The sequence below is a fragment of the Polaromonas sp. P3_B4 genome (genome assembly GCF_056402835.1).
This window is the reverse complement of sequence record NZ_JBFUGQ010000001.1, coordinates 602,169-624,960: the sequence shown is the minus strand read 5'-3', so window position 1 is coordinate 624,960 and position 22,792 is coordinate 602,169. Positions and strand designations below refer to the sequence as shown.

At 61.4% G+C, this 22,792-nt stretch carries 20 protein-coding genes and 1 tRNA gene; 9 read left to right on the top strand and 12 right to left on the bottom strand.

The features are described 5' to 3' along the window. Positions 1 to 36: 36 nt before the first annotated feature. The 9 genes from AC1DVV_RS03005 to AC1DVV_RS02965 all read right to left on the bottom strand — a co-directional run bounded on the left by AC1DVV_RS03005 (position 37) and on the right by AC1DVV_RS02965 (position 8,246). Positions 37 to 396, bottom strand: a complete 360-nt coding sequence (locus AC1DVV_RS03005; protein WP_007864471.1) for an NADH-quinone oxidoreductase subunit A — start codon at positions 394 to 396, stop codon at positions 37 to 39. A 99-nt stretch (positions 397 to 495) separates the two neighbouring features. Beyond that, positions 496 to 580, bottom strand: a tRNA-Leu gene (locus tag AC1DVV_RS03000). 114 nt (positions 581 to 694) lie between these two features. Beyond that, positions 695 to 1,111, bottom strand: coding sequence for a preprotein translocase subunit SecG (secG, locus tag AC1DVV_RS02995; RefSeq protein ID WP_457279067.1), 417 nt, complete (start codon positions 1,109 to 1,111; stop codon positions 695 to 697). Between the two features lie 33 nt (positions 1,112 to 1,144). Then, positions 1,145 to 1,903: a triose-phosphate isomerase gene (tpiA, locus tag AC1DVV_RS02990; protein ID WP_477667742.1), complete on the bottom strand. Its 759-nt coding sequence runs from the start codon at positions 1,901 to 1,903 to the stop codon at positions 1,145 to 1,147. Further along, positions 1,900 to 2,898, bottom strand: coding sequence for an NAD(P)H-quinone oxidoreductase (locus AC1DVV_RS02985; protein WP_477667743.1), 999 nt, complete (start codon positions 2,896 to 2,898; stop codon positions 1,900 to 1,902). Before AC1DVV_RS02985 ends, tpiA begins: the two co-directional genes overlap by 4 nt. 77 nt (positions 2,899 to 2,975) lie before the next feature. Next, the gene (gene pnp / locus AC1DVV_RS02980; RefSeq protein WP_457279070.1) at positions 2,976 to 5,093 is read right to left on the bottom strand and encodes a polyribonucleotide nucleotidyltransferase; all 2,118 of its coding nucleotides are present in this window, start codon (positions 5,091 to 5,093) and stop codon (positions 2,976 to 2,978) included. Between the two features lie 220 nt (positions 5,094 to 5,313). Continuing rightward, the gene (rpsO, locus tag AC1DVV_RS02975; RefSeq protein ID WP_348046953.1) at positions 5,314 to 5,580 is read right to left on the bottom strand and encodes a 30S ribosomal protein S15; all 267 of its coding nucleotides are present in this window, start codon (positions 5,578 to 5,580) and stop codon (positions 5,314 to 5,316) included. A gap of 145 nt (positions 5,581 to 5,725) precedes the next feature. Beyond that, positions 5,726 to 6,913: a pyridoxal phosphate-dependent aminotransferase gene (locus AC1DVV_RS02970; RefSeq protein WP_457279071.1), complete on the bottom strand. Its 1,188-nt coding sequence runs from the start codon at positions 6,911 to 6,913 to the stop codon at positions 5,726 to 5,728. 55 nt (positions 6,914 to 6,968) lie between these two features. Further along, positions 6,969 to 8,246: a branched-chain amino acid ABC transporter substrate-binding protein gene (locus tag AC1DVV_RS02965; protein ID WP_477688865.1), complete on the bottom strand. Its 1,278-nt coding sequence runs from the start codon at positions 8,244 to 8,246 to the stop codon at positions 6,969 to 6,971. Positions 8,247 to 8,387: 141 nt separating this feature from the next. Here AC1DVV_RS02965 and AC1DVV_RS02960 point away from each other — a divergent pair, with 141 nt between their 5' ends. Further along, positions 8,388 to 8,789, top strand: coding sequence for an Hsp20/alpha crystallin family protein (locus AC1DVV_RS02960; protein ID WP_457279073.1), 402 nt, complete (start codon positions 8,388 to 8,390; stop codon positions 8,787 to 8,789). 97 nt (positions 8,790 to 8,886) lie between these two features. On the opposite strand, the gene tsaD is transcribed toward AC1DVV_RS02960, so the two are convergent. Then, positions 8,887 to 9,930 (bottom strand): tRNA (adenosine(37)-N6)-threonylcarbamoyltransferase complex transferase subunit TsaD, encoded by a 1,044-nt coding sequence (gene tsaD, locus AC1DVV_RS02955; RefSeq protein ID WP_477667744.1) that lies wholly within the window; start codon positions 9,928 to 9,930, stop codon positions 8,887 to 8,889. 212 nt (positions 9,931 to 10,142) lie between these two features. Here tsaD and AC1DVV_RS02950 point away from each other — a divergent pair, with 212 nt between their 5' ends. The 8 genes from AC1DVV_RS02950 to AC1DVV_RS02915 all read left to right on the top strand — a co-directional run bounded on the left by AC1DVV_RS02950 (position 10,143) and on the right by AC1DVV_RS02915 (position 18,810). After that, positions 10,143 to 10,775 (top strand): ANTAR domain-containing response regulator, encoded by a 633-nt coding sequence (locus AC1DVV_RS02950; RefSeq protein ID WP_457279075.1) that lies wholly within the window; start codon positions 10,143 to 10,145, stop codon positions 10,773 to 10,775. Positions 10,776 to 11,143: 368 nt separating this feature from the next. After that, positions 11,144 to 12,388, top strand: coding sequence for a CmpA/NrtA family ABC transporter substrate-binding protein (locus tag AC1DVV_RS02945; RefSeq protein WP_457279076.1), 1,245 nt, complete (start codon positions 11,144 to 11,146; stop codon positions 12,386 to 12,388). A 198-nt stretch (positions 12,389 to 12,586) separates the two neighbouring features. Next, complete coding sequence (ntrB, locus tag AC1DVV_RS02940; protein WP_457279077.1) at positions 12,587 to 13,414, top strand: nitrate ABC transporter permease; 828 nt, start codon at positions 12,587 to 12,589, stop codon at positions 13,412 to 13,414. 28 nt (positions 13,415 to 13,442) lie between these two features. Next, entirely contained in the window at positions 13,443 to 14,252 is an 810-nt protein-coding gene (locus AC1DVV_RS02935) for an ABC transporter ATP-binding protein (RefSeq protein ID WP_457279078.1), read from the top strand. Between the two features lie 118 nt (positions 14,253 to 14,370). Then, entirely contained in the window at positions 14,371 to 16,512 is a 2,142-nt protein-coding gene (locus AC1DVV_RS02930) for an ATP-binding protein (protein WP_457279079.1), read from the top strand. Positions 16,513 to 16,568: 56 nt separating this feature from the next. Further along, a complete protein-coding gene (locus AC1DVV_RS02925; RefSeq protein WP_457279080.1) occupies positions 16,569 to 16,940 on the top strand; it encodes a response regulator transcription factor in 372 nt (123 codons plus the stop codon). Between the two features lie 10 nt (positions 16,941 to 16,950). Next, positions 16,951 to 17,409, top strand: coding sequence for a chemotaxis protein CheX (locus tag AC1DVV_RS02920; protein ID WP_431097274.1), 459 nt, complete (start codon positions 16,951 to 16,953; stop codon positions 17,407 to 17,409). 186 nt (positions 17,410 to 17,595) lie between these two features. Beyond that, entirely contained in the window at positions 17,596 to 18,810 is a 1,215-nt protein-coding gene (locus AC1DVV_RS02915; protein ID WP_457279081.1) for an MFS transporter, read from the top strand. Between the two features lie 712 nt (positions 18,811 to 19,522). Here AC1DVV_RS02915 and AC1DVV_RS02910 read toward each other — a convergent pair. Continuing rightward, a complete protein-coding gene (locus tag AC1DVV_RS02910) occupies positions 19,523 to 21,271 on the bottom strand; it encodes a bifunctional protein-serine/threonine kinase/phosphatase (RefSeq protein ID WP_477666384.1) in 1,749 nt (582 codons plus the stop codon). Positions 21,272 to 21,340: 69 nt separating this feature from the next. Further along, positions 21,341 to 22,621, bottom strand: a complete 1,281-nt coding sequence (locus AC1DVV_RS02905; RefSeq protein ID WP_477666383.1) for a type IV pili methyl-accepting chemotaxis transducer N-terminal domain-containing protein — start codon at positions 22,619 to 22,621, stop codon at positions 21,341 to 21,343. Between the last annotated feature and the right edge of the window lie 171 nt (positions 22,622 to 22,792).

Genomic DNA, 22,792 nt, shown 5'->3' with positions numbered 1-22,792 from the left:
CGGACCTTCGCGTTCACGCTCGATTTGGAAATGAAATCACTCCCAGTCCAGCGCACCCTTTTTCCACTCGTAGACAAAGCCCACGACCAGAATGCCCAGGAAAATCATGACGGACCAGAAACCGACGGGGCCGATTTCCTTGAGCGCCACGGCCCAGGGAAAAAGAAACGCGATTTCGAGGTCAAAAAGAATGAAGAGGATGGCAACCAGGTAGTAGCGCACATCGAATTTCATGCGGGCATCTTCGAAAGCCTCGAAGCCGCATTCGTAAGGGGAATTTTTTTCGCTGTCGGGACGCACAGGGCCCAACAAACGCCCCAGGACCTGAGGCACCACACCGACACCCACACCCACCAGAATAAACAAAAGAACAGGAAGGTATTGATCGAGGTTCATCGTGGATTCAACTTCTGAAAAGCCACTTGCGCGGTTTGCTTCAGCTTGCCGTTTGAGCCGACAGCACTGCCGGAGCGTTGCTGCCGATGCATGTCAATCTGGTGCGGACGGCGAGACTCGAACTCGCACACCTTTCGGCACTACCCCCTCAAGATAGCGTGTCTACCAATTTCACCACGTCCGCGGTATTTAACTGCCTGGATGGCATGAGGAACCTTGCGGTTTTGGCTTTCCAGACAGTCTTAGAGTTTACCCCGAAATATTGCCGCTCCCGACTGCGGGCAACAGCAAAATCTCGTTATTTCGTCGGGATTTGCGCGGCACCGGAGGCGGCGGGCGCAGGCGGGACAGGAACTGCCGTGCCGGTACCTGCAGGTGCAGAGGTTCCCGGAATCTGGGCCGCGCCGGAAGCTGCAGCAGCCGGCGCCGGAGCGGTCACGGCGGCCCCCTCCAGGACGCTGGAGCTTGTGCGTGCAGGAGCATTGCCAAAGTAAGCAAGCAGCAAGGTGCAGGCAAAAAACAACGCGGCGAGAACACCGGTAGTGCGTGACAGGAAATTGGCACTGCCGCTGGCGCCAAAAAGACTGCCCGAACCGCCGCTGCCAAATGCCGCGCCCATGTCTGCGCCCTTGCCGTGTTGCACCAGGATCAGGCCAATCATGCCGAGTGCCGAGAGCATTTGCACGGCGAGGACAATGGTTAATACAACGTTCATATCTACTCCTAAATTAATAGCGTTCTGCGCTCGTCAGTTGCGGGCTGCAGCAATAATTGTCAAAAAATCGGGGGCTTTGAGCGAGGCACCGCCAATCAGGCCGCCATCGATATCGGACTGGGCCAGCAGCGTTGCCGCGTTGGCCGCATTCATGCTGCCGCCATACAGGATTTTCACGCGGGCAAACCGATCGGTAGCCGCCTTCAATTGGCTGCGCAGCACCAGGTGCACAGCCTGCGCCTCTTGCGGGGTCGCTGTCTTGCCGGTACCAATCGCCCATACCGGTTCATAGGCCACCACGATTTCACTGATGCAGTGGCCATTGGCGTGGATCACCGCCGCGAGCTGCCGCTTCACGACTTCCTCGGTATGGCCTGCCTCACGTTCGGCCAGCGTTTCGCCAACACAAACGATGGGGGTAACACCGCAGGCCAGTGCAGATTTTGCCTTGTCGGCGACCATCGCATCAGTCTCACCGTGATACTGGCGGCGCTCCGAGTGACCAACGATGGCGAAACGGCAACCAAATTCCTTGAGCATCGCGGCACTGACTTCACCCGTATAGGCGCCGCTGGCATGAGCGGACACATCCTGCGCGCCCAGTTCAATGGCAGACAGGCCGGGTTTTGCAGCTCGCAATAACTGAACCTGTGCCAGGTAAGGCGCGGGAACACAAACCGCCACTTCGCATGCCGGAGGGCTGGCCAGCCCGCTCGCCAAGGCATCCAGCAAGGCCGCGTTGGCCTCCAGGCCGCCGTTCATTTTCCAGTTACCAGCAATAAGCTTCTTCATGGTGCCGGTGACCAGGTTAAGACGATTTTGCCGACATGCTGGTTGGACTCCATCAATGCATGCGCCTTGGCCGCATCAGCCGCCGCAAACGTGCTGTGAATCACCGGCTTGACAGCACCGCTCGCAAGCAGTGGCCAGACCTTGTCCCTCAATGCATTCGCAATGGCACTCTTGAACTCGACAGATCGCGCACGCAGGGTTGAACCGGTGACGGTCAAGCGCTTGCGCAACACCAATCCTGCATTGATCTCGGACTTGACCCCGCCCTGTATCGCAATGATGACCAGACGGCCGTCTTCGGCCATGCAGTCAACTTCTCGCGCAACATAACCACCGGCAACCATATCAAGAATGACGTCGACGCCCTTCCCGTTGGTCAGCTTTTTTGCCTCTTCGGAAAAGTCGCTGGTCTTGTAGTTGATGGCATGGTCCGCGCCCATGGCAACACAGGCAGCACATTTTTCGTCGCTGCCGGCCGTTACCAGCACCGTGGCCCCCAGGGCCTTGGCGATCTGAATGGCCGTGACGCCGATGCCGCTGGAGCCGCCCTGGATCAGCAAGGTTTCGCCCGGCTGCAGGTAAGCGCGCTCAAACACATTGCTCCAGACGGTGAAAAACGTCTCGGGCAGAGATGCCGCCTCGATGTCGCTCAACCCTGAAGGCACCGGCAGGCACTGCCCAATCGGAGCAACACACAACTCGGCATAGCCGCCACCCGCGACCAACGCGCAAACACGGTCACCGATTTTGAGACCGGCTGCAGTCATGGCCCCGGCATCGCCGGACACGATCACACCCGCAACTTCAAGCCCGGGGATGTCAGATGCCCCGGGCGGTACCGGGTAGTGACCCATTCGCTGAAGAACATCAGGGCGGTTGACGCCACTGGCGCTCACGCGGATCACTACCTCGCCAGAGCCTTCGATGGGCGCCGGGCGATCAGCCAGGCACAACACCTCAGGCTTGCCGTAGGAGGTAATTTCAACAACTTTCATGGCGTATCAAGGTCATTTGAGCCGCCAGCCCTCTGTACAAGAGCGCAAGCAGCTACAAAATCAATAGCAAATATTGATCAGCCCCGGTCCTGGTCCTGGGCCGGACGGTCCAGCAGGGCCTTCATCGACAGCTTGACACGGCCTTTTTCGTCGGTCTCAAGAACCTTCACCTTGACGATCTGGCCTTCGCTCAGGTAGTCGGTGACTTTTTCAACACGCTCGTGGGCGATCTGGCTGATGTGCAGCAGGCCGTCCTTGCCGGGCAGCAGGTTGATCAGTGCACCGAAGTCCAGGATCTTGGTGACCGGGCCTTCGTAGACCTTGCCGATTTCGACTTCTGCGGTGATCTCGGCGATGCGGCGTTTGGCTTCGTCGGCCTTAGCGCTGTCATTGGACGCGATGGTGATGGTGCCGTCTTCTTCGATGTTGATCTGCGTGCCGGTTTCTTCGGTCAGCGCGCGGATGACGGCGCCGCCCTTGCCGATCACGTCGCGGATCTTCTCGGGATTGATCTTCATCACATAGAGGCGCGGCGCGAAGTCGGAGACTTCGGCCTTGGCTTCACCCATGGCTTCCTGCATCTTGCCCAGGATGTGCATGCGGGCTTCCTTGGCCTGGGCCAGTGCGACCTGCATGATTTCCTTGGTGATGCCCTGGATCTTGATGTCCATCTGCAGCGCGGTGATACCGAAGGTGGTACCCGCAACCTTGAAGTCCATGTCGCCCAGGTGATCTTCATCACCCAGGATGTCGGTCAGCACGGCAAAGCGGTTGTCTTCCTTGATCAGGCCCATGGCGATACCGGCCACGTGGGCTTTCATCGGCACGCCGGCGTCCATCAGCGACAGGCAGCCGCCGCAAACCGAAGCCATCGACGAGGAGCCATTGGACTCGGTGATCTCAGACACCACACGCATGGTGTACGGGAATTCTTCCTTTGTGGGCAGCACGGCGATCAGCGCGCGCTTCGCAAGCCGCCCATGACCAATCTCGCGGCGTTTTGGCGAACCAACACGGCCGGTTTCGCCGGTGGCGAACGGAGGCATGTTGTAGTGCAGCATGAAGCGGTCTTCGTAGTCACCCGACAGTGCGTCGATGCGCTGAGCGTCGCGCTCGGTACCCAGTGTGGTCACGACCAACGCCTGGGTTTCGCCACGCGTGAAGAGGGCCGAACCGTGGGTGCGTGGCAGCACGCTGTTGCGGATTTCAATCGCGCGCACGGTGCGTGTGTCGCGGCCGTCGATACGGGGCTCGCCGGCCAGGATCTGGCTGCGAACGATCTTGGCTTCGATGTCGAACAGCATGCCTTCAACGGCCACGCCGTCGAATTCAACGCCGTCAGCCTTCAGTGCGGCCATCACCTCGGAAGTCACCACGCGGCAGGCTTGCGTACGGGCTTGCTTGGCGCGGATCTGGTACGCGGCTTGCAGCTTGGCGCCGGCCAGTTCGTTCACCCTGGCGATCAGCGGTTCGTTCTTGGCGGGAGCTTTCCAGTCCCAGACCGGCTTGCCGGCGTCGCGCACGAGTTCGTGGATCGCGTTGATGGCGATGTTGCCTTGCTCATGGCCGAACACTACGGCGCCGAGCATGATTTCTTCGGACAGTTGCTGGGCTTCGGACTCGACCATCAGCACGGCGGCTTCAGTGCCGGCCACGACGAGGTCCATCTTCGAATCCTTGAGCTGAGTCTTGCCGGGGTTCAGAACGTATTGGCCGTCGATGTAAGCAACGCGGGCGGCGCCGATGGGGCCGTTGAACGGGATGCCGGAGATCGACAAGGCGGCGCTCGAAGCGATCAGCGCGGGGATGTCGCCTTCCACTTCAGGGTTCAACGACAGCACGTGGATCACGACCTGCACTTCGTTGAAGAAGCCTTCGGGGAACAGCGGGCGAATCGGGCGGTCGATCAGGCGGGAGGTCAGCGTTTCGAATTCGCTGGGGCGGCCTTCGCGCTTGAAGAAGCTGCCGGGAATGCGGCCGGCGGCGTAGGTTTTCTCAAGGTAGTCAACCGTCAGGGGGAAGAAATCCTGGCCGGGCTTGGCATCGGTCTTGGCAACCACGGTGGCCAGCACCACGGTGCCGTCCATATCAACGATGACGGCGCCGCTGGACTGGCGTGCGATTTCGCCGGTTTCCATCGTGACTTTGTGCTGGCCCCATTGGAAAGACTTGGTGACTTTGTTGAAAATGCTCATGTTCTTATCTCCACTAAATTCACGCACTTGAGGCAGTGCGGGAGGCCCGGAGCGGCGGCTGGCTGAACACGATGCCATTCCACAAAATGCCTGGGATCAGAGGCCTGACCAGGGCTTTTCTTGTGGAATGACACAGCGCGTGCTCGTTTTGCCTTGCTCCGAAGTAAAAAGCGCCTGAGCTAGTGAACTAACTCAGGCGCTTTCAAATCGTTGTTACCGATTACTTGCGCAGGCCAAGCTTGGCGATCAGCGCGGTGTAACGTTCGGCATCTTTGGACTTCAGGTAGTCCAGCAGCTTGCGGCGGCGGCTCACCATGCGCAGCAGACCGCGGCGGCCATGGTGATCCTTGGCGTTGGCCTTGAAATGGGGGGTCAGTTCGTTGATGCGGCCGGTCAGCAGCGCCACTTGAACTTCAGGGCTGCCGGTGTCGCCGGCGGCACGTGCGTTGGCCTGAACGATTTCGGCCTTGATTGATTTTGCAATCATGTTTTCTCTTTCTTGCACCGAGGTGCGCTTGCGAGCGAAGCAGCGTTCCCGACATGGGAGTTGAATAAACCGCTTTCGTCGTGTTCCGGCATGAAAAGGCCCCTAAAACTTCTATCTGGGGCCTCAATTTGCGCAGAGCCTTGGATTATAGCCCAAGCCAGCGCCTCAGGCGCCCCACCCCCTGCCCAAGCCTGTCCACGTCCTGGCTGGCGAAACACCAGCGCAGCCAGCCCTGGGCCTCCGGGCCTGGGTTGACCATGAAGGCATTGCCGGGCGCCAGACCCAGCCCGGCCTCCACGACCAGGCGTTTGGCCGTCTCCAGCGAGTCCCCAAAGCGCGCCTGGTCTTCCAGCCTGAAAAAGGCGTACATGCCGCCTTTGGCCGGCGCCAACTGCACGCCCGGCACGGCCTGCAGCAGCGGCACCAAAGTGTCGCGGCAGGTTTTCAGATGGGCAACCACCCGGGGCGTGATATCGGCCGTGCGTTCGATGGCCACCAGCCCGGCCCGCTGCACGAACACCGGCGCGCAGGAGGTGTTGAACTCCACCAGCTTGCCCATGTGTGGCGTCATGGCAGCCGGCATCACCAGCCAGCCCAGGCGCCACCCGGTCATCAAAAAGCTCTTGGAAAAGCTGTGAACGACCACCAGTCGATCCTCGGGCGCGGCGATATCCAGAAAACTGGGGGCGCAACCGTTAGGGGTGGCCTCGTAATAAAGCCGTTCATAGACCTCGTCCGCCAGGATCCAGGTCCCGGTCTTGCGGCAATGCGCCAGGATGGCCTCCTGCTCGGCGCGCGACAGCGTCCAGCCGGTGGGATTGTTGGGCGCGTTGACGATGAGTAGTTTGGTTTTCGGCGTGATGGCGGCCAGTAGCTCGGCCACATCAAGCCGCCACTCGCCTGCCACCGGCTTGAGGCTGACGCATTTGACCTGCGCGCCCATGATGGCCGGCTGGGCCGTCAGGTTGGGCCAGACAGGCGTCACGGCCACAACTTCGTCGCCGGCATCCACCAGCGCCTGCACCGCCAGCATTAGCGCATTGACGCCGCCGGAAGTCACAGCGATGCGCTCGGCCGTGATCGGCGCGGCCCCCGCACAGCGCAGGCCCGTCGCGTAATTGGCAATAGCCTCCCGCAGCTCTGGCAAGCCCAGGTTTTGCGCATAAAAAGTCTCGCCCTGCTGCAACGATGCAGCCGCCGCATCGCGGATAAACGCGGGCGTGACCTCATCGCTCTCGCCAAACCAGAACTTGAGGACGTCATCGCGCCCCATGCCCGCGTTGGCCACCTGGCGGATCATCGATTCTTCAAGATCTAAAACAGTTTTTCTCATGGATAGTCCGTCCGCCTGCCGGCTTCAATCAATTATTCAATCAGCCAATTTGAACTCAAGGCCGGACCATCTTGCAGCTGTTGGGCTGCTCGGCCTTTTCGGGCGAAATAGTCTTGATGACGCGAAAACCGTAGCCGGAACCCTCCACGTCAAATTTCACACCCGGCGAACCCTGCTTGCCCATCAACGCCACCAGCAGCGGCTGCTGGAACTGGTGGTCGGCCGAGCGCATCGCGCCTTTGTGGCCCGCAAAAGTGACCGTACTGCGCTCAAGCTGCGCCGCCACCGCGCCGGCGTCAGCACTGCCCGCTTTGTCAAGGCTTTGGGCCAGGGCCTCAATCATCAGCTGCATGCGCATATGCACATAGTCGTCCTGAGGCTTGGGAAAGCGCTGGCGGAAGGACTGGTAGAAGGCTTCGGACTGCACGCCCGCCTCATTCGGGAACCAGTCGGCCACCGCGATCACCTTGCCTACGCCGGCATCGCCCAGCGCGCCCGGCACGCCCAGCGCGTTGCCGTAGAAGGTATAGAACTTGCCCTCGTAACCGACTTCCCTTGCCGCCTTGATCAACAGCGTCAGGTCGTTACCCCAGTTGCCCGTAAGCACTGCCTGCGCTCCGCTGGCCTTGATCTTCGCGGCATAGGGAATGAAGTCCTTGACACGGCCCAGCGCGTGCAACTCGTCGCCCACGATCTGCACGTCGGGTCGCTGCGCACCCAGTTGCTTGCGCGCCTCGCGCAGCACGGCCTGGCCGAAACTGTAGTCCTGGCCGATCAGGTAAATGCTTTTGAGCGCCTTGTCGTCCCGGAGCACATCCATGAGCGCGGCCATGCGCATGTCTGCATGCGCATCAAAGCGGAAATGCCAGTAGCTGCACTTTTCATTCGTCAGGATCGGGTCGACCGCCGAGTAGTTGAGAAACAGCACGCGCTTGTTCGGCTCACGTTCGTTGTGCTTGTTGATGGCGTCGATCAGCACAGCCGCAATCGCGGAGGAATTGCCCTGTGCAACGATGGTCACGCCGTCGTCGATCGCCGAGCGCAATGCCGCCAGCGCCTCTTCGTTCTGGCCCTTGCTGTCGTAGCGCTCAACGACCAGGTTGCGCGGGCCGCCTGCCAGCTTCACGCCGCCACGGGCATTGACGCGCTCAGTGGCCCAGACGAGGTTTCGGAACACCGCTTCGCCGGTATTGGCGAATGCGCCTGACAGGCTTTCGATCAGCGCAATACGAACAGGTGCCGGCACAGGCGGCTGGCTTGCGGTCTGCGCGAACGCCGCCGCCGAGGCGCAAAGACATAGGGCCATGAGGAAGCGTTTCAAGTGTTTCTGCATAAAAAAATAGACCCTGGTCTTTTGCCTGATTTGGCTTGAATAAACCGCTTGCACACCTAACTGGGGTGCAAGCGGCAATCACGGTGAGCGCCGCGCAGTGTAAGGGGAAAACACCCCTTGTTCATCCATCAAGGAATAGCCATGTTTTACTCTCTCGCCCATCGCCCTGCCCGTGCCTTTCAACGCCACTACGCACCCGTCGTGAGCAACGGCGCCCTGGAAAAATTCCTCAACGATACCTTCTCGTCGCTGTCTGACACCGGCGCCGCCAAGGCTGCCAACGTGGAAGACCTCGAGAAGGCCTATACCCTGCAATTCGACGTTCCCGGCCTGGCCCGCGAACAACTGGATATCGGCATTGAAGGCGACGTGGTTCGTGTCTCCAGCAAGGAAGACGCACCCCGCAAGATCAAGGCCGCATGGCGCTTCCCGCTGGAAATCGATACCGCCAACAGCAGCGCCAAACTGGAAAACGGCGTGTTGACCCTGACACTGGGCAAAAAAGTCCCTGTCAGCAACGTCACCCACCTCGACATCCAGTAGCCACCGACCAAAGCCGGGTAGCCGTCCCTGCCAGCCAGGGCCGCAGAACCGGCTTTGCCGGGCCGCAGGCGCAGCGGCCCCCTCGGGGGGCAGGGAGCTACGCGGCGCGAGCGACCGTGGGGGTCAAACTCCAGCGCGGCTTCACATCAAACGTGTAGTCGCGCTGAAGCGTTTCAAGCCCGGCTTGCAGGCGCATGCCAGCCGCCAGGGCGATCATGGCGCCGTTGTCGGTGCATAAATGCAGCTCGGGGTAATGCACGCGGATGCCTCGCTGTTTGCACACGGCATCAAGTTGGCTGCGCAGCAGCGCATTGGCGCCCACGCCGCCAGCCACCACCAGGCGCTTCAACCCGGTTTGCGTCATGGCTGCGAGTGATTTTTTCACCAGCACTTCAACGATGGCCGCCTGCGTAGACGCGGCCAGATCGGCTTTGCGGCTTTCCAGATCCGGCCCCAGTTTTTTGGCCTGCGTTAGCACCGCGGTTTTGAGCCCGGCAAAGGAAAAATCAAGATCGCCGCTGTGCAGCAAGGGTCGCGGCAACTTAAAGGCCGCGCCGTCACCGCCCTCAGCCAGCTTCGACAGATGTGGCCCTCCTGGATAAGGCAGGCCCATCAGCTTGGCCGACTTGTCAAAGGCCTCACCCGCCGCATCGTCAATGGTTTCACCCAGCAATTCATAACTTCCCACACGGTCCACGCGCATCAATTGGGTATGCCCGCCGGATACCAGTAGCGCCACAAAAGGAAATTCAGGCGGGTCGGCACTCAAAAAAGGCGACAGCAAATGCCCTTCCAGGTGATGCACACCCATGGCCGGCTTGCCCAGCGCCGCCGCCAGCGAGCAGGCCACACCCGCCCCCACCAGCAACGCACCTGCAAGCCCAGGGCCGCGCGTATAAGCCACCACATCTACCTGTGCAAGGCTGCTTCCCGCCTCTGCCATGACCTGATGTGTCAAGGGCAAGACGCGCCGGATATGGTCCCGGCTGGCCAGCTCGGGCACCACACCGCCATACGCCTGGTGCATGTCTATCTGGCTAAACAAGGCGTGCGACAGCAGGCGCGGCACTCCGCCGCCGCTGGCATCCACCAGCGCCACACCGGTTTCATCGCAACTCGATTCGATTCCTAGAACTAGCATCGTCCAAGTGTAAGGTTTGAGGTAACTCCTCACATCAACTGGGGCTGCAGGCGGGCGGTCCCCGAGGGGCTGGAGCCCGCGGCTCCAAGCCTGCCTGTGCAGGCTTGGACGGGCGACAGAGGCGAAACGTCTCGTGAGCTGCGGCCAGCAAGGCCTCGGGAGTTACACGCAGTGAACGACTGTGGGGGCACGGTTCTTGCACCGCTTGGCACATGACACCGTCCCAATCCCTGCGCCTTGTCATCATCGCCCCGGACCTGCTGGAGTCCGTATCCGATGACGCCCATGCACGGGAACTGGCCGAGCGCTCGCGCCAGCTGCGTATCGGCCTGCTGGAAAACGGTTACAACATTGTCGCGGTGCTCCCGGCCGATACCTTCCTGGACGAGCGCCTGGCGCAACTGCAACCCGACATGATCATCGTGGACGCCGAAAGTGAGGCCCGCGATTCGCTGGAGCATGTGGTCATGGCAACGCGGGACGCCCGCCGGCCCATCGTGCTGTTCACCAACGACAACGACACCAGCCACGTGAAGGATGCCGTCGCCGCCGGCGTGTCGGCCTATGTGGTGGCCGGCCTCTCCCCGGATCGAATCCGCCCCATCCTGGATGTGGCCATGGCGCGCTTTGAACACGAACAGGGCCTGCGCAAAGAACTGGCCCATGCCAAAACAGAGCTGCATGACCGAAAAGTCATAGACCGGGCCAAAGGCATGCTGATGCAGCGCCAGGGATTGTCTGAGCAGGCCGCTTACGAAAAGCTGCGCAAGGCCGCCATGGACAAGGGCCTGCGCCTAGGCGAAGTAGCCCAGCGCATGCTGGACGCCCTGGACCTGCTGGGCTGAATCGCCGGCCAGGCCTCAATAAACCCTCAATTGGTGCAGCGCACAAATACGGTGCAAACATCAACCTGCAACCCTGCGTCATCCCGCCCCGCAGCTGCCCACAGCGCACTTCACATGGCTCGCATAACTGGGCGCACCCACTCTCAAAACCACCGCGTCCTAACGACACCCGCCAACCCTGGCACAGCTTTTGCAATGCCCTAGGCACTGGTCAAAGATGGCCGACCGGCACAGCACTTCAATGGCGAAGTGTGTGGTGCCCCCAAGGAACAAAGGCGTTCGCACCCTGCATCACGTTCAACGTGTTGCCCGGGTCGAGCGCCTTTTTTGTTTTTGTCTTTCGTTTTTAACTATCAGGAGCCGCCAACATGACTGAACTGCTGAAATCTTCGCTGACACGCCGCACCGTGCTGCAGGCCGCGGCCGTAGGCGCCGTGGGCATCAACCCCGCCCTGCGCGCTGCCGTGTACGCCCAGGGCTCCGACGCGCCGGAGAAGAAGGAAGTGAAGATCGGCTTCATACCGCTGACCGACTGCGCCTCCGTGGTCATGGCCTCGGTGCTGGGCATTGACCAGAAATATGGCGTCAAGATCATCCCGACCAAAGAAGCCAGCTGGGCCGGTGTGCGCGACAAGCTCGTCAACGGCGAGCTGGACTTCGCCCACGTGCTCTACGGCCTGGTCTACGGCGTGCACATGGGCACGGCAGGCCCCAAGAAAGACATGGCTGTGCTGATGACGCTCAACAACAACGGCCAGGCCATCACGCTGTCCAAAAAACTCGCCGACAAAGGCGCGGTTGACGGCGCGGGCCTGGCCAAGCTCATGGCGACGGACAAGCGCGAATACACCTTCGCCCAGACCTTCCCCACCGGCACCCACGCCATGTGGCTCTACTACTGGCTGGCTGCCAATGGCATCAATCCGATGAAGGATGCCAAAGTCATCACCGTGCCGCCGCCGCAGATGGTGGCCAACATGCGCGTGGGCAACATGGACGGCTTCTGCGTGGGCGAGCCTTGGGGCCACCGCGCCATCATCGACGGCATCGGCGTGACCGCCGTGACCACCCAGGACGTCTGGAAGGACCACCCAGAAAAAGTACTAGGCACCACCGCCGACTTCGTCAAGAAATACCCCAACACCGCGCGTGCCGTGACCGCCGCCATCATCGAAGCCGGCAAGTGGATTGACGCCAGCCTCTCCAACAAAAACAAGATGGCCGAGACCGTGGCCGACAAGAGCTACGTCAACACCAGCGTGGACGCCATCAACCAGCGCATCCTGGGCCGCTACCAGAACGGCATGGGCAAGACCTGGGACGACCCGAACTACATGAAGTTCTACAACGACGGTGCGGTGAGCTTCCCTTACCTGTCCGACGGCATGTGGTTCCTCACACAGCACAAGCGCTGGGGCCTGATCAAGGATCACCCCGACTACCTGGGCATTGCCAAGCAAATCAACCACATCGACGTCTACAAGCAGGCAGCCACGGCGGCCAAGGCCAGCGTTCCCAAAGACATCATGCGCAGCAGCAAGCTGATGGACGGCACCGTGTGGGACGGCAAGGACCCGAAAAAATACGCCGACAGTTTCAAGGTTCACGCCTGAACACCCACGCGATATCCACGCTACACCCCACCCAACCTTCCTACGTAAAGAGGTGACGCCATGGTCAGTGCCGTATTTCACAACCCGCTGGAGGCGGCAACCCCGGCAAGCCGCAGCAACGAAAGGCCCAGAGATGCTGCCGCTATCAATTCGATAGCTGGTGGCGCTCATCCAACGGGCGCTACAGCCCAAAACAGCATGAACGCTCCAACAAAACCCACCCCCATCACCAAGCCATCCGGCGATGCCTCCTGGCTCTGGCTCAGCGTCCTGCCCCCCCTCCTGGGCCTGGGTTTGCTGGTGCTGATCTGGGAGCTTGTTTTCATGGGCACGGCCGGCAGCATTCCCTCGCCCAAAGACACCTTTGTGCAGGCGGTGCAGATCTTCAGTGATCCGTTCTACAGCAAGGGGCCGAATGACCAGGGTGTGGGCTGGAACGTGCTGTCTTCGCTCAAGCGCGTGGCCATGGGCTTCGGTATGGCGGCTGTCGTCGGCATACCGGTCGGCTTCATGATCGGGCGCTTCAACTTTCTGAGCCGCATGTTCAACCCGCTGATCAGCCTGCTGCGCCCGGTCTCGCCGCTGGCCTGGTTGCCGATTGGTCTGCTGGTCTTCAAGGGCGCCAACCCCGCAGCCATCTGGACCATCTTCATCTGCTCCATCTGGCCGATGATCATCAACACGGCAGTCGGCGTGCAGCGCGTGCCCCAGGACTACATGAACGTGGCGCGTGTACTCAACCTCAGCGAGTGGAAGATCGTCACCAAGATTCTCTTTCCTGCCGTGCTGCCCTACATGCTGACCGGCGTTCGTCTGGCTGTCGGCACCGCCTGGCTGGTGATCGTGGCGGCAGAGATGCTGACCGGCGGCGTCGGCATCGGCTTCTGGGTCTGGGACGAGTGGAACAACCTCAACGTCAAGAACATCATCATCGCGATCTTCGTGATCGGCATCGTCGGCCTGGTGCTGGAGTTCGCCTTGATCAAGCTCGCCACAGCCTTCACGTTTGAAGAAGTCAAGAACTGAACCGCTCGAACAAAAGGAGAACCAAGCCATGACATCCTTCACCACCAAATACATCGAAATCCAGGGCGTCGAGCAAACCTTCAAGACCAAAAAGGGGCCGTTCTGCGCACTGCAGCACATCAACCTCACGGTCGCCAAAGGCGAGTTCGTCACACTGATCGGCCATTCAGGCTGCGGCAAATCCACGCTGCTCAACCTGATTGCCGGCCTGACCACGCCGACAGAGGGCAGCCTGCTGTGCGCCAACCGCGAGATTGCCGGACCCGGCCCCGAGCGCGCTGTCGTATTCCAGAACCATTCGCTGCTGCCCTGGCTCACCTGCTTTGAAAATGTCTACCTCGCTGTCGAGCGCGTGTTCTCAGCCACCGAAAGCAAGGCGCAACTCAAGGCCCGCACCGACGCCGCACTGGCCATGGTCGGACTGACGCCGGCTGCGCAAAAACGTCCCGGCGAGATTTCGGGCGGCATGAAGCAACGCGTCGGCATTGCACGCGCGCTGTCGATGGAACCCAAGGTGTTGCTGCTGGACGAGCCTTTCGGCGCCCTTGACGCCCTGACCCGCGCCAAGCTGCAGGACGAACTGCTGCAAATCGTCGCCACCACGCAAAGCACGGTGGTCATGGTGACCCATGACGTCGACGAAGCCGTGCTGCTGAGCGACCGCATTGTGATGATGACCAACGGTCCCGCCGCCACGATCGGCGAAGTGCTGCCGGTGGAACTGCCCCGCCCGCGTTCCCGCGTGGCGCTGGCCGAAGACATCCGCTACCTGGGTTACCGCAAAGCCGTGATCGATTTCCTTTACACCCGCCAGGGTCACGTCGAAAAAGCAGCCTGAGTAAAGACTCGCCCCCGAAGCGCCTTTGGCGCCTCCCCCTCGAGGGGGCGCCACCAGCAGCCCGGCAAAGCCGGTTCTGCGGTGGCCCGCGACTAAACAACCAAGCAGGAGGTTTCCAATGTCTGCAGTTTTGCCAATCCCCGGCGCCGGCAGAATCGCCCATGGCGCACCGGCCAGCACACGGCCTGCGCGCTCGAGCGGCCTCGCCTCGCTCGGGAAGTACCGTGAAATCATCATCGCGGTCGCGCTTTTCCTGCTGTTTGACCTGGGGGTGCTGGTCCTGAACTTCTACACCTCGTTCAAGATCGACCAGGACACCGTGGCCATCAACCTTTCCGGCCGCCAGCGCTATGTTTCTCAGCGTGTCGCACGCACCCTGCTCGAACTCGACGCCATGCGGGTGGCGGGCACGCCTTACAAGCCCGAGACACTGGCCGAGCTGCGTTCAGGCGCAAAGATCTTCCAGGCCTCCCATGTCGCATTCCGCGAAGGCGGCACCATTCCCGGCGGCGACGGCAAACCGGTGTACCTGGAGCCCGTGGTGTCCAGCCGGGGCCGCGAGCTGGAGGACAAGGTGGATGCGCTGTGGAAGCCCTATTTCGAGCTGCTCCAGCCCCTGCTTGCCGGCGACGGCTTCACGCAGACGGAACTGGCTGCCGCGCTGGCCTATAGCCAGGCCAACAACATCAAACTGCTGGGCGTTGCCAACGACTTCGTCACGGAAACGCAGCAGATCGGCGCCTCGCGCGCCAGCGTACTGCGCATGGTGCAAACCGTCGGCATCGTGCTGGCACTGCTGAATTTCGCCTTCATTCTGTTCAAGTTCCTGCGCCGCCTGAAAACTTCAGACGCCGCGATTGAAGCTGCCACCGAAGAAAACCGGGAAATTCTCGCCAGCGTGCGCGAAGGCCTGTTCCTGCTGACACCCCAGCACCAGCTCGGCTCCCAGTTGTCCCGCTCGACCCATGCACTGTTCGGCAAAACACTGGCACCGGGGCAAAACTTTTTCTACCAGCTGTCCACCCTGGTTTCCGACAAGGCATTGACCGATGCGCGGGACTATGTCGAGTTGCTGTTCTCTCCACACGTCAAGGAGCAGCTGATCCAGGGCATCAACCCGCTGTCGGAAGTGGAACTCACCGTCAGGAACCGGCTGGGCCAGGACACCAAGCGCTATCTTTCTTTCCATTTCAACCGGGTGCAGGACGGCGCCACGGTGCGGCACCTGCTGGTCACCGTACAGGACATCACGCAAAAGGTCGAGTTGCAGGCCCGGTTGACCGGCGAACGCCAGCGCTCGCAAAAAGAGCTGTCCATGATGCTCAAGGCTTTCGAGACGGAGCCGGCCATGATGCGCGCCTTTGTCGAGCGGGCTGAAGCGTCCCTGCTGGAAGTCAACGACCTGCTGCGAAGCACTTCATCGGCCGCCTCGGAAGTCCAGGTGCTCAAAGCTGTGGACGGCGCCTACCGCCGCATCCACGCCTTCAAGGGCGACGCAGCATCGCTCGGACTGGAAATCCTGGCCACACTGGCCCATCAGTTCGAAAGCGAGTTGCAAAAGCTCAAGGACAACGGCGCCGCCACCGGCGACGCTCTGCTGGCCCTGCCTTTGCCGCTCGAGGACCTGCTGGCCAAGGTCGGCGCCTTCAAGGCGCTGGGCCAGAAGCGCTCAGGCGGTGACACGGCGCCCGCCCCGGACGGTTCCGCATCGCAAGGACTGAACGCCGTGCTAACCCAGCTGGCGAACGAGGTCGGCACCGACTGCGGCAAACGCGTGGATGCCGAGGTGCGTATGGGCAGTGCCCAGGACATGCCGGCCGACAAGATGAACCTGCTGCGCGAAATCGCCATCCAGCTTCTGCGTAACGCCGTGGTGCACGGCGTGGAGGCGCCCTCCGTGCGGCGCGCTGCGGGCAAAGCGGAGGCCGGGCGGATTGCCGTCAACCTCACCCGGAACGAAGACGGCCAGTGGCAGCTCAGCGTGCGCGACGATGGCGCGGGCCTGAATGCGGCCGACGTTCGCCGCCGTCTGCTTGAACTGGGCTGGTATACGCCTGAGCAGCTGCAAAGCTTCAGCGAGCAGCAGATCGTTGCGCATATTTTCAAGCCGGGCTTTTCCACGGCCGGTGCCACCTCCCGCCACGCAGGCCGCGGCGTGGGCCTGGACCTGGTGCAGACCAACGTGCAGCAGCTGGGGGCGCGCCTGCTGTTGTCCAGCACGCCCGGCCAGCACACCGAATTCAAGGTTTCTTTTTCCTGAATTTTCCTGAAGCAATCCAGCAATGGCCATCACAAACCCCACACAGGAGCTTCTCCATGCGACTGCTGATTGTTGACGACTCCAACATGATCCGGACCCGGATTTCGAGAGTGGTGCAAAACGGCGGCATCAAGGGCGTGGTGCTCGCAGGCCTGGCCAAGAACGGCCTCGAAGCCGTGCGGCTGGCCCGGGCAACCCGCCCCGAGGTCGTCACCATGGACCTGACCATGCCCGAGATGGACGGCATTGAATGCATCACCGCATTGCTGAAGTTCGACCCGTCCATCAAGATACTGGTGGTCAGCGCGCTCAGCGACAAATCGACAGCCATCCAGGCACTCAAGCTGGGCGCCCGCGGATTCGTTGCCAAACCCTTTACCGACGAAGAGCTGCAGATTGCACTGCTCGACGTTGCAGACGTGCGCTAAGGACACTGCGATGGCCACACTGAACGAAAACGACCTCAAGCTCTTTGTCGATTCCATCCGGCATTACCTCAAGATCACGACCCGACAGGAACCGCAGATCACCTCGGCCTATCTCGGCACGGGAGATATCGAAGCCTTTGAATTCAACGGCATCGTCACCTTCTCGGGAAGCCACAACGGACATGTGGTGGTGTCCATGCCGGGGAAACTGGTGCGGGAAATTTTGCTGCTCCAGCATGAGACTGACCTCAGCGATGGCAACCTGCTTGACGCGGTGGGTGAAATCGCCAACACCCTGGCAGGCAATGCACGCAAGGCTTTGGGGTCCGAGCTGCAGATTTCAGTGCCGATCAAGCTGCAGGGCGCGCAGGGCATGAAGGCCCGGGTACGCAAGCGCCCCTACGTGATCACCTTGCGCTGGAACCACTACGCGGCGATGGTCTGCGTCGACATGGACCGCAAAAACTGAACCGCACACCCAGCGCTACACGCAACCTCTCTTGAGGCCGCGTGCACGTTATTTGTGCGGCGCACCAAAAAAATCAGGCCAACACCCCTAAATTGCGCTGCAAGGGTGCGTTTTGCATGCCCCAAGTTGGCATGCTTTTCGCACTGTTTCTGTGAATCAACCATCTTCACAGAAAGAGCTTGCACCATGGCGGGGTTTCGTAATTTTCTCAAGGCTGGCCACGCGCCCACACTGGGTGCAGCGTTTTTCTACTTCGCGTTTTCGTGCTGCATCTGGGTCATGAACGGCGCCATGGCGCCTTTCATTTCGGAAACCTACAAGCTCTCGCCCACAGAAAAAGGCGTGATGCTGTCGGTTCCCATCTTCGCCGGCGCGCTGATGCGCTTTCCGCTGGGCGTGCTGGCGCAATACATTGGCCGCAAAAATGCCACGCTGGTCGAAATGGGCCTGATCATGGTGGCGCTGCTGTTCGGCTACTTCGTGGTTGACTCCTACAGCAGCCTGCTGGCCATGGGCGTGCTGTTGGGCATTGCCGGCGCCAGTTTCGGCGTAGCGCTCAGCCTGGGTTCGGGCTCCTTCCCTCCCCGCTACAAGGGCTTGGCCATGGGTCTGGTCGGTGCGGGCAACGTGGGCACCGCTGTCTCCGTGCTTGTCGCGCCGGCGCTGGCGCAGCGCTTCGGCTGGCAGTCGGTCTACGGCATTGCCGCCGTAGCCATGCTGCTGCCGATGATCGCGATGATTCTTTTTGCCAAAGAACCCGACGATGTGGACAGCCACGCCACACTGCGCGAACACGTGGCCTGCCTGTTTGAAAAAGACGGCTGGGCCTTCAGCCTGATCTACGCCGTGAGTTTCGGCGGCTTCATCGGGCTGGCGACGTTTTTGCCTTCCTACTACTACGACCAGTTCGGTGTCAGCAAGGTGCAGGCAGGCCAGTTGTCCATGCTGGCAGCTTTCATGGGCGCGGCGCTGCGCATCTTCGGCGGCTGGATCTCGGACCGCTGGGGCGGCGTGAACACCTTGAGCGTCGTACTGCTCACCATCGCCGTCACACTCGTGGCATGCGGGCTGGCCAGCAAATCCCTCGTGGCCACCACCTTGCTGGTCATGCTGTGCTTTGCCGCACTGGGTGCAGGCAATGGCGCCCTTTTCCAGCTGGTACCGCTGCGCTGGCCCCTGGCCACCGCGGTGGCCGGCTCCATGATTGGGGAAATCGGCGCACTGGGCGGCGGCTTGGTGCCCAATGCCATGGGTATTTCCAAGCAGTATGCGGGCACTTACATGTGGGGGTTCTTCTTCTTTGCAGCCTTGTCGCTGGGCATGCTGGTGATGCTGCGGGTGATGCAGATCCGGTGGACACGGACCTGGGCGGAGAAAGGTGGACGGGCGAGGACTGCTTGAGGATGGGCCTTTAGCTGAGGCCGCTGGCCGGGGTTGCCCGGCGGCAAGTAACTTTCTTTTGCGTCGCCAAAAGAAAGTCACCAAAGAAAAGGCGACCCTGCTGTCTGCGTCCCTCCGCTTCGCTGCGGGCAACCTGCGGTGCTCGGTTCAGGCGGGGTCTCGCTCGAACTCGCTACGTTGCACTTCGCTCAGACAATCGCGATCCCTGATCCGCCTGAACCTGCGCTCCTCGGCGCAGACAGAAGGGGTAATCGAGAGCGGGGACTGAAGACAAATACCAACTCCAATACCAACAAGGACACGCCATGGCGTGTCCTTGTTTCTTCAGGTATTCGGGGTTTTGTCTTTGGCTGTTTGGTATTCCTGTCTCCACCCCCTTGTGTATGCGCCGAGGAGCGGAGGTCCAGACGGATCAGGGCAAAAACTTGTTTGAGCGAAGCGAGTTGTTTTTGACCCCGGCTGGACCGAGCACCGCAGGTTGCCCGCAGCGCAGCGCAGGGACGCAGGAACCAGGGTCGCCTTTCTTTTGCTTACTTTTCTTTGGCGAAGCAAAGAAAAGTGAGTTGCATGCCGGGCAACCCCCGGCCAGCAGGATTCAGACGAGAGCGCCTCCATCAAACCAACAACAACCCCAAAAAAAGGCCGCTATCAATTCAATAGCTGCTGGCGCCTGTCCCCATTGCCCCAGAAGTCAATTCAATACTCAACCACCCTACCGAGGCAAAAACAGCAGCCAGTAAATCAGCAATAAATTGACCAGCACACTCACACCCAGCAGCAGCTTCCACAACACCACAGGATCCCGATGGATCAGCGGCGTCGCCTGCGGTGCAGTCAAGGGCCGCGAGGCGCCGCGCTCCAACGCCAGCAGCAGCTCTTCGGCGGTTTCAAAACGCCGGCGCTTGTCACGCGCCACGGCCTTGAGCACGATGTGGTCCAGCCAGATCGGCACTTCGGGATTGATGCGGCTGGGCGCAACAGGGTCGCGGTAATACCGCCCAGCCTGGTAGGGCAGCACCTCGCCATACGGCAGGCGCGCGGTCAGCAACTGGTACAGCGTCACACCCAGAGCGAACAAATCGCTTTGCGCATCGGGCAGCTCCTCCGGCCCATCTGTGCTGCTTGCGCTGAAGCCCCATTGCTCGGGATTGATAAAACTGGGCGTGCCGGCGTGCAGCTTTCGCATCGCTTCGGGCTCGCGCCCGCTCAATGCCACGCCGAGGTCCAGCAGCCGCAGCACGCCATCTTCGCCCTGATGGAGGTTGGCCGGCTTGATGTCGCGATGAATGACGCACTGCCGGTGCAGCCGGCCCAAGGCCCGCGCGGCCTGGGTGGCCACGCCCAGCAGCTGCTCCACGCTGAACTTGTGGCGGCGGTCAAGCTGCTGCTGAAGTGTCTCGCCGCTGTGCCAGTCATACAGCAGGTAAAACGCACTGCGCTCTTGCCCGCCCGGCAGGCGCTCATGAAGGTTGACCAGATGCTCCGCCGCCCGGCCCGACTGCATGCGCATGGCCAGCCAGGCCTCGTGAGCCAGCATGGCACGCTCTTCTTCGTCATGCGACCTCGACGAGTGCAGCGTCTTGAGGGCATACAGCACCCGTGTAGCGGGATCGCGCACCTGATACAGCACATTGATGCCGTTGTCGGCCACCGGCGCCGTCACGCTCAGGCCGTCCATCACATCGCCCACCTTCAGGCGGGTCGGGATGGGCAGGGTCTGCGCAATGCGGTTGACGTCCTGCAGTGTTGCGTCGAGCAAACCGCGCACCCGCACCACCACGGCCGTCACGTTGTCGTTGCTGCCGGCCGCCAGGGCCGCCTCGACGAGGTTCTGGCTTGCAAGCTGGGCACCTCCAGGCTCCTCAAGATCGGCAAAGCCCTGCAGCCGCGCGTCACGCACCACGCCGTGCACGCCGTCCGTCAGCAACACAAAAACGTCGCCGACCTGCAGGTCACCCTGCATGTAGTCCACCACCACATGGTCCTCGGCCCCCACCGAACGCAGCAACTGGTGCCGAAAGTCCGGGTGATTGACTGCATGGTCGTGCGTGAGCTGCTGGGTTTTGCCGCCGCGCAGCAAATAGGCCCGCGAATCGCCGACATGCGCAAGCGTGTACGACTGCCCGCGCAGTACCAGCGCCGTGAGGGTGGTCAGGCCCATGGCCGGACTGCGGCGCTGGTTGATACCCGCCAGCCAGGCGTTTTGCGCCCCGATGATGCGGTCCAGGGCCACGGTGGTGTCCCACGTTTCGGGCGTGCCGTAGTAGTCACGGACCAGGCTGGTCACGGTGGTCTGCGCCGCCTCCCGGCCCATGCCGCCTGTGCTCACGCCATCAGCAATCGCCACGATGGAACCCATACCCTCCTGCCCCGCCTCGGGCAGCATCGCAGCGCAAAAGTCTTCGTTGGTGTTCTTGCGGCCCGCCAATGAAGCGAAGCCAATGTCCAGATCAAATGCCATGCACCAAGATAAGCAAGTTTAATGCCCGAATTTGGTGCATCGCAACAATGCACGACTGGCGTGCAGGCCCTAGCCCACCAGCATTTGCATGCTGTGTTCGTACTGGGCCGACAGCTGCTCAAAGACGTCGAGGAGGTCTTCGCTGGCCGTCGCCAGACCCTCCAGGCGCCGGGGATCTTTGTCCATGGCAAGCGCGCCCTCGCGCATGTGCTGCCAGCTGATGGCCGCCCGGTCCAGCGACAGGCGGATGTCCTTGCTGGTCAGCGGAATGTCGTTCAGGTATTGCAAGGCCTGCTCGAATGCCGCCTGGGACTCGGCCATGCCGGCCTCGCTGCGGGCCAGCGTTGCCTTGCCACCCGTGGCCCTGAGCAGGGCATATTTGGCAAAACGCTGGCTCAGCATGCGCTGCCGGCCAGCCAGGTTCAGCATCTGCAAGGGAGGCATTGCGCCGGCGCTCTCCAGGCTGCTGGTCATGCGCTCGGCATCCTGCAAAAGCAGGTCTGCCAGTTCATCCAGGTGAGCCATGCTGCCAGCGGTGGGCGTGTCCTGCAAGGCAATCTTGAGCCGCCCCCAGGTAATGGACACCTGCCCGAGCAGGTCTCCAAATGTGGGCTGCGAAAGGCTTTTCCCCAGCGAAACCAGGTTGGCGTCGATGCGCAGCACCGACTCTTTCAGCAGCTCTTTGGCCCGGGCGGCCTGCACCCCCGCAAGCTGCAGCAGGGCAAGCTTGACCAGCCGCTGCGACAACATGCGCAACTGGCCGGAACGGTTGACATCCTCGGCGAAGCGCGCCGAATGGATGATGTGCTCCGACACCTGCCCCAGCCGCTGGTTGGTATGCATGGAGGCGGTCCGCAAAATGTGGAAAGCGTCGTCGTCCGACATCTGCCGGGCCCGCATCAAAATACCTTTGGCCCGGTCCACCGCCTTGCGCTCTTCAAGCCGGCTGGCGGCCTCCTGCACCTGGGCACGCAGGGCCTGCTCGCGGGTAAAACGCGCCTTGGCGAGGTGAATGAGGGGCCGCAGGCGCTGCGCACCATAACCGTTGACCACATAGGCATGAACCCCCACCTCGGTGGCCCGTGTGATCTTTCCCGCGTCTGTGTCGCTGGTGAAAACAATGACTGGACACGGCGCCGTGTCAGCCACCAGCTGCAGCACCTTGAAAAGCTCATCACCCGGAAGCGGGTCATGGCAAATCACCACATCGGGTGCTTGCCGAAGCACTTCCTGCACCAGTTTGCTGCGCTCATCCACAGGCCCCAGTACCTGGATACCAGCTGCCACCAGGTCTGAAACCAGGGGATGTGCGCCACCAGGGCCGTTCAGGTTTACCAATGCGGAGGTCATACAAATCAAGAGGTTAAGCGGGGAACAGCGACACAGTTCGCAAGTCGCAGGCCATGCCACCGCCACGCCGGTGCCGGGAAAGCTGCGAATCCCAATGATATGGCACAAGTCTTGCGTCATTTGCAGCGGGCGTAACGACGCGCCCAACCTTAGCGAATGCACTGCGGGTTC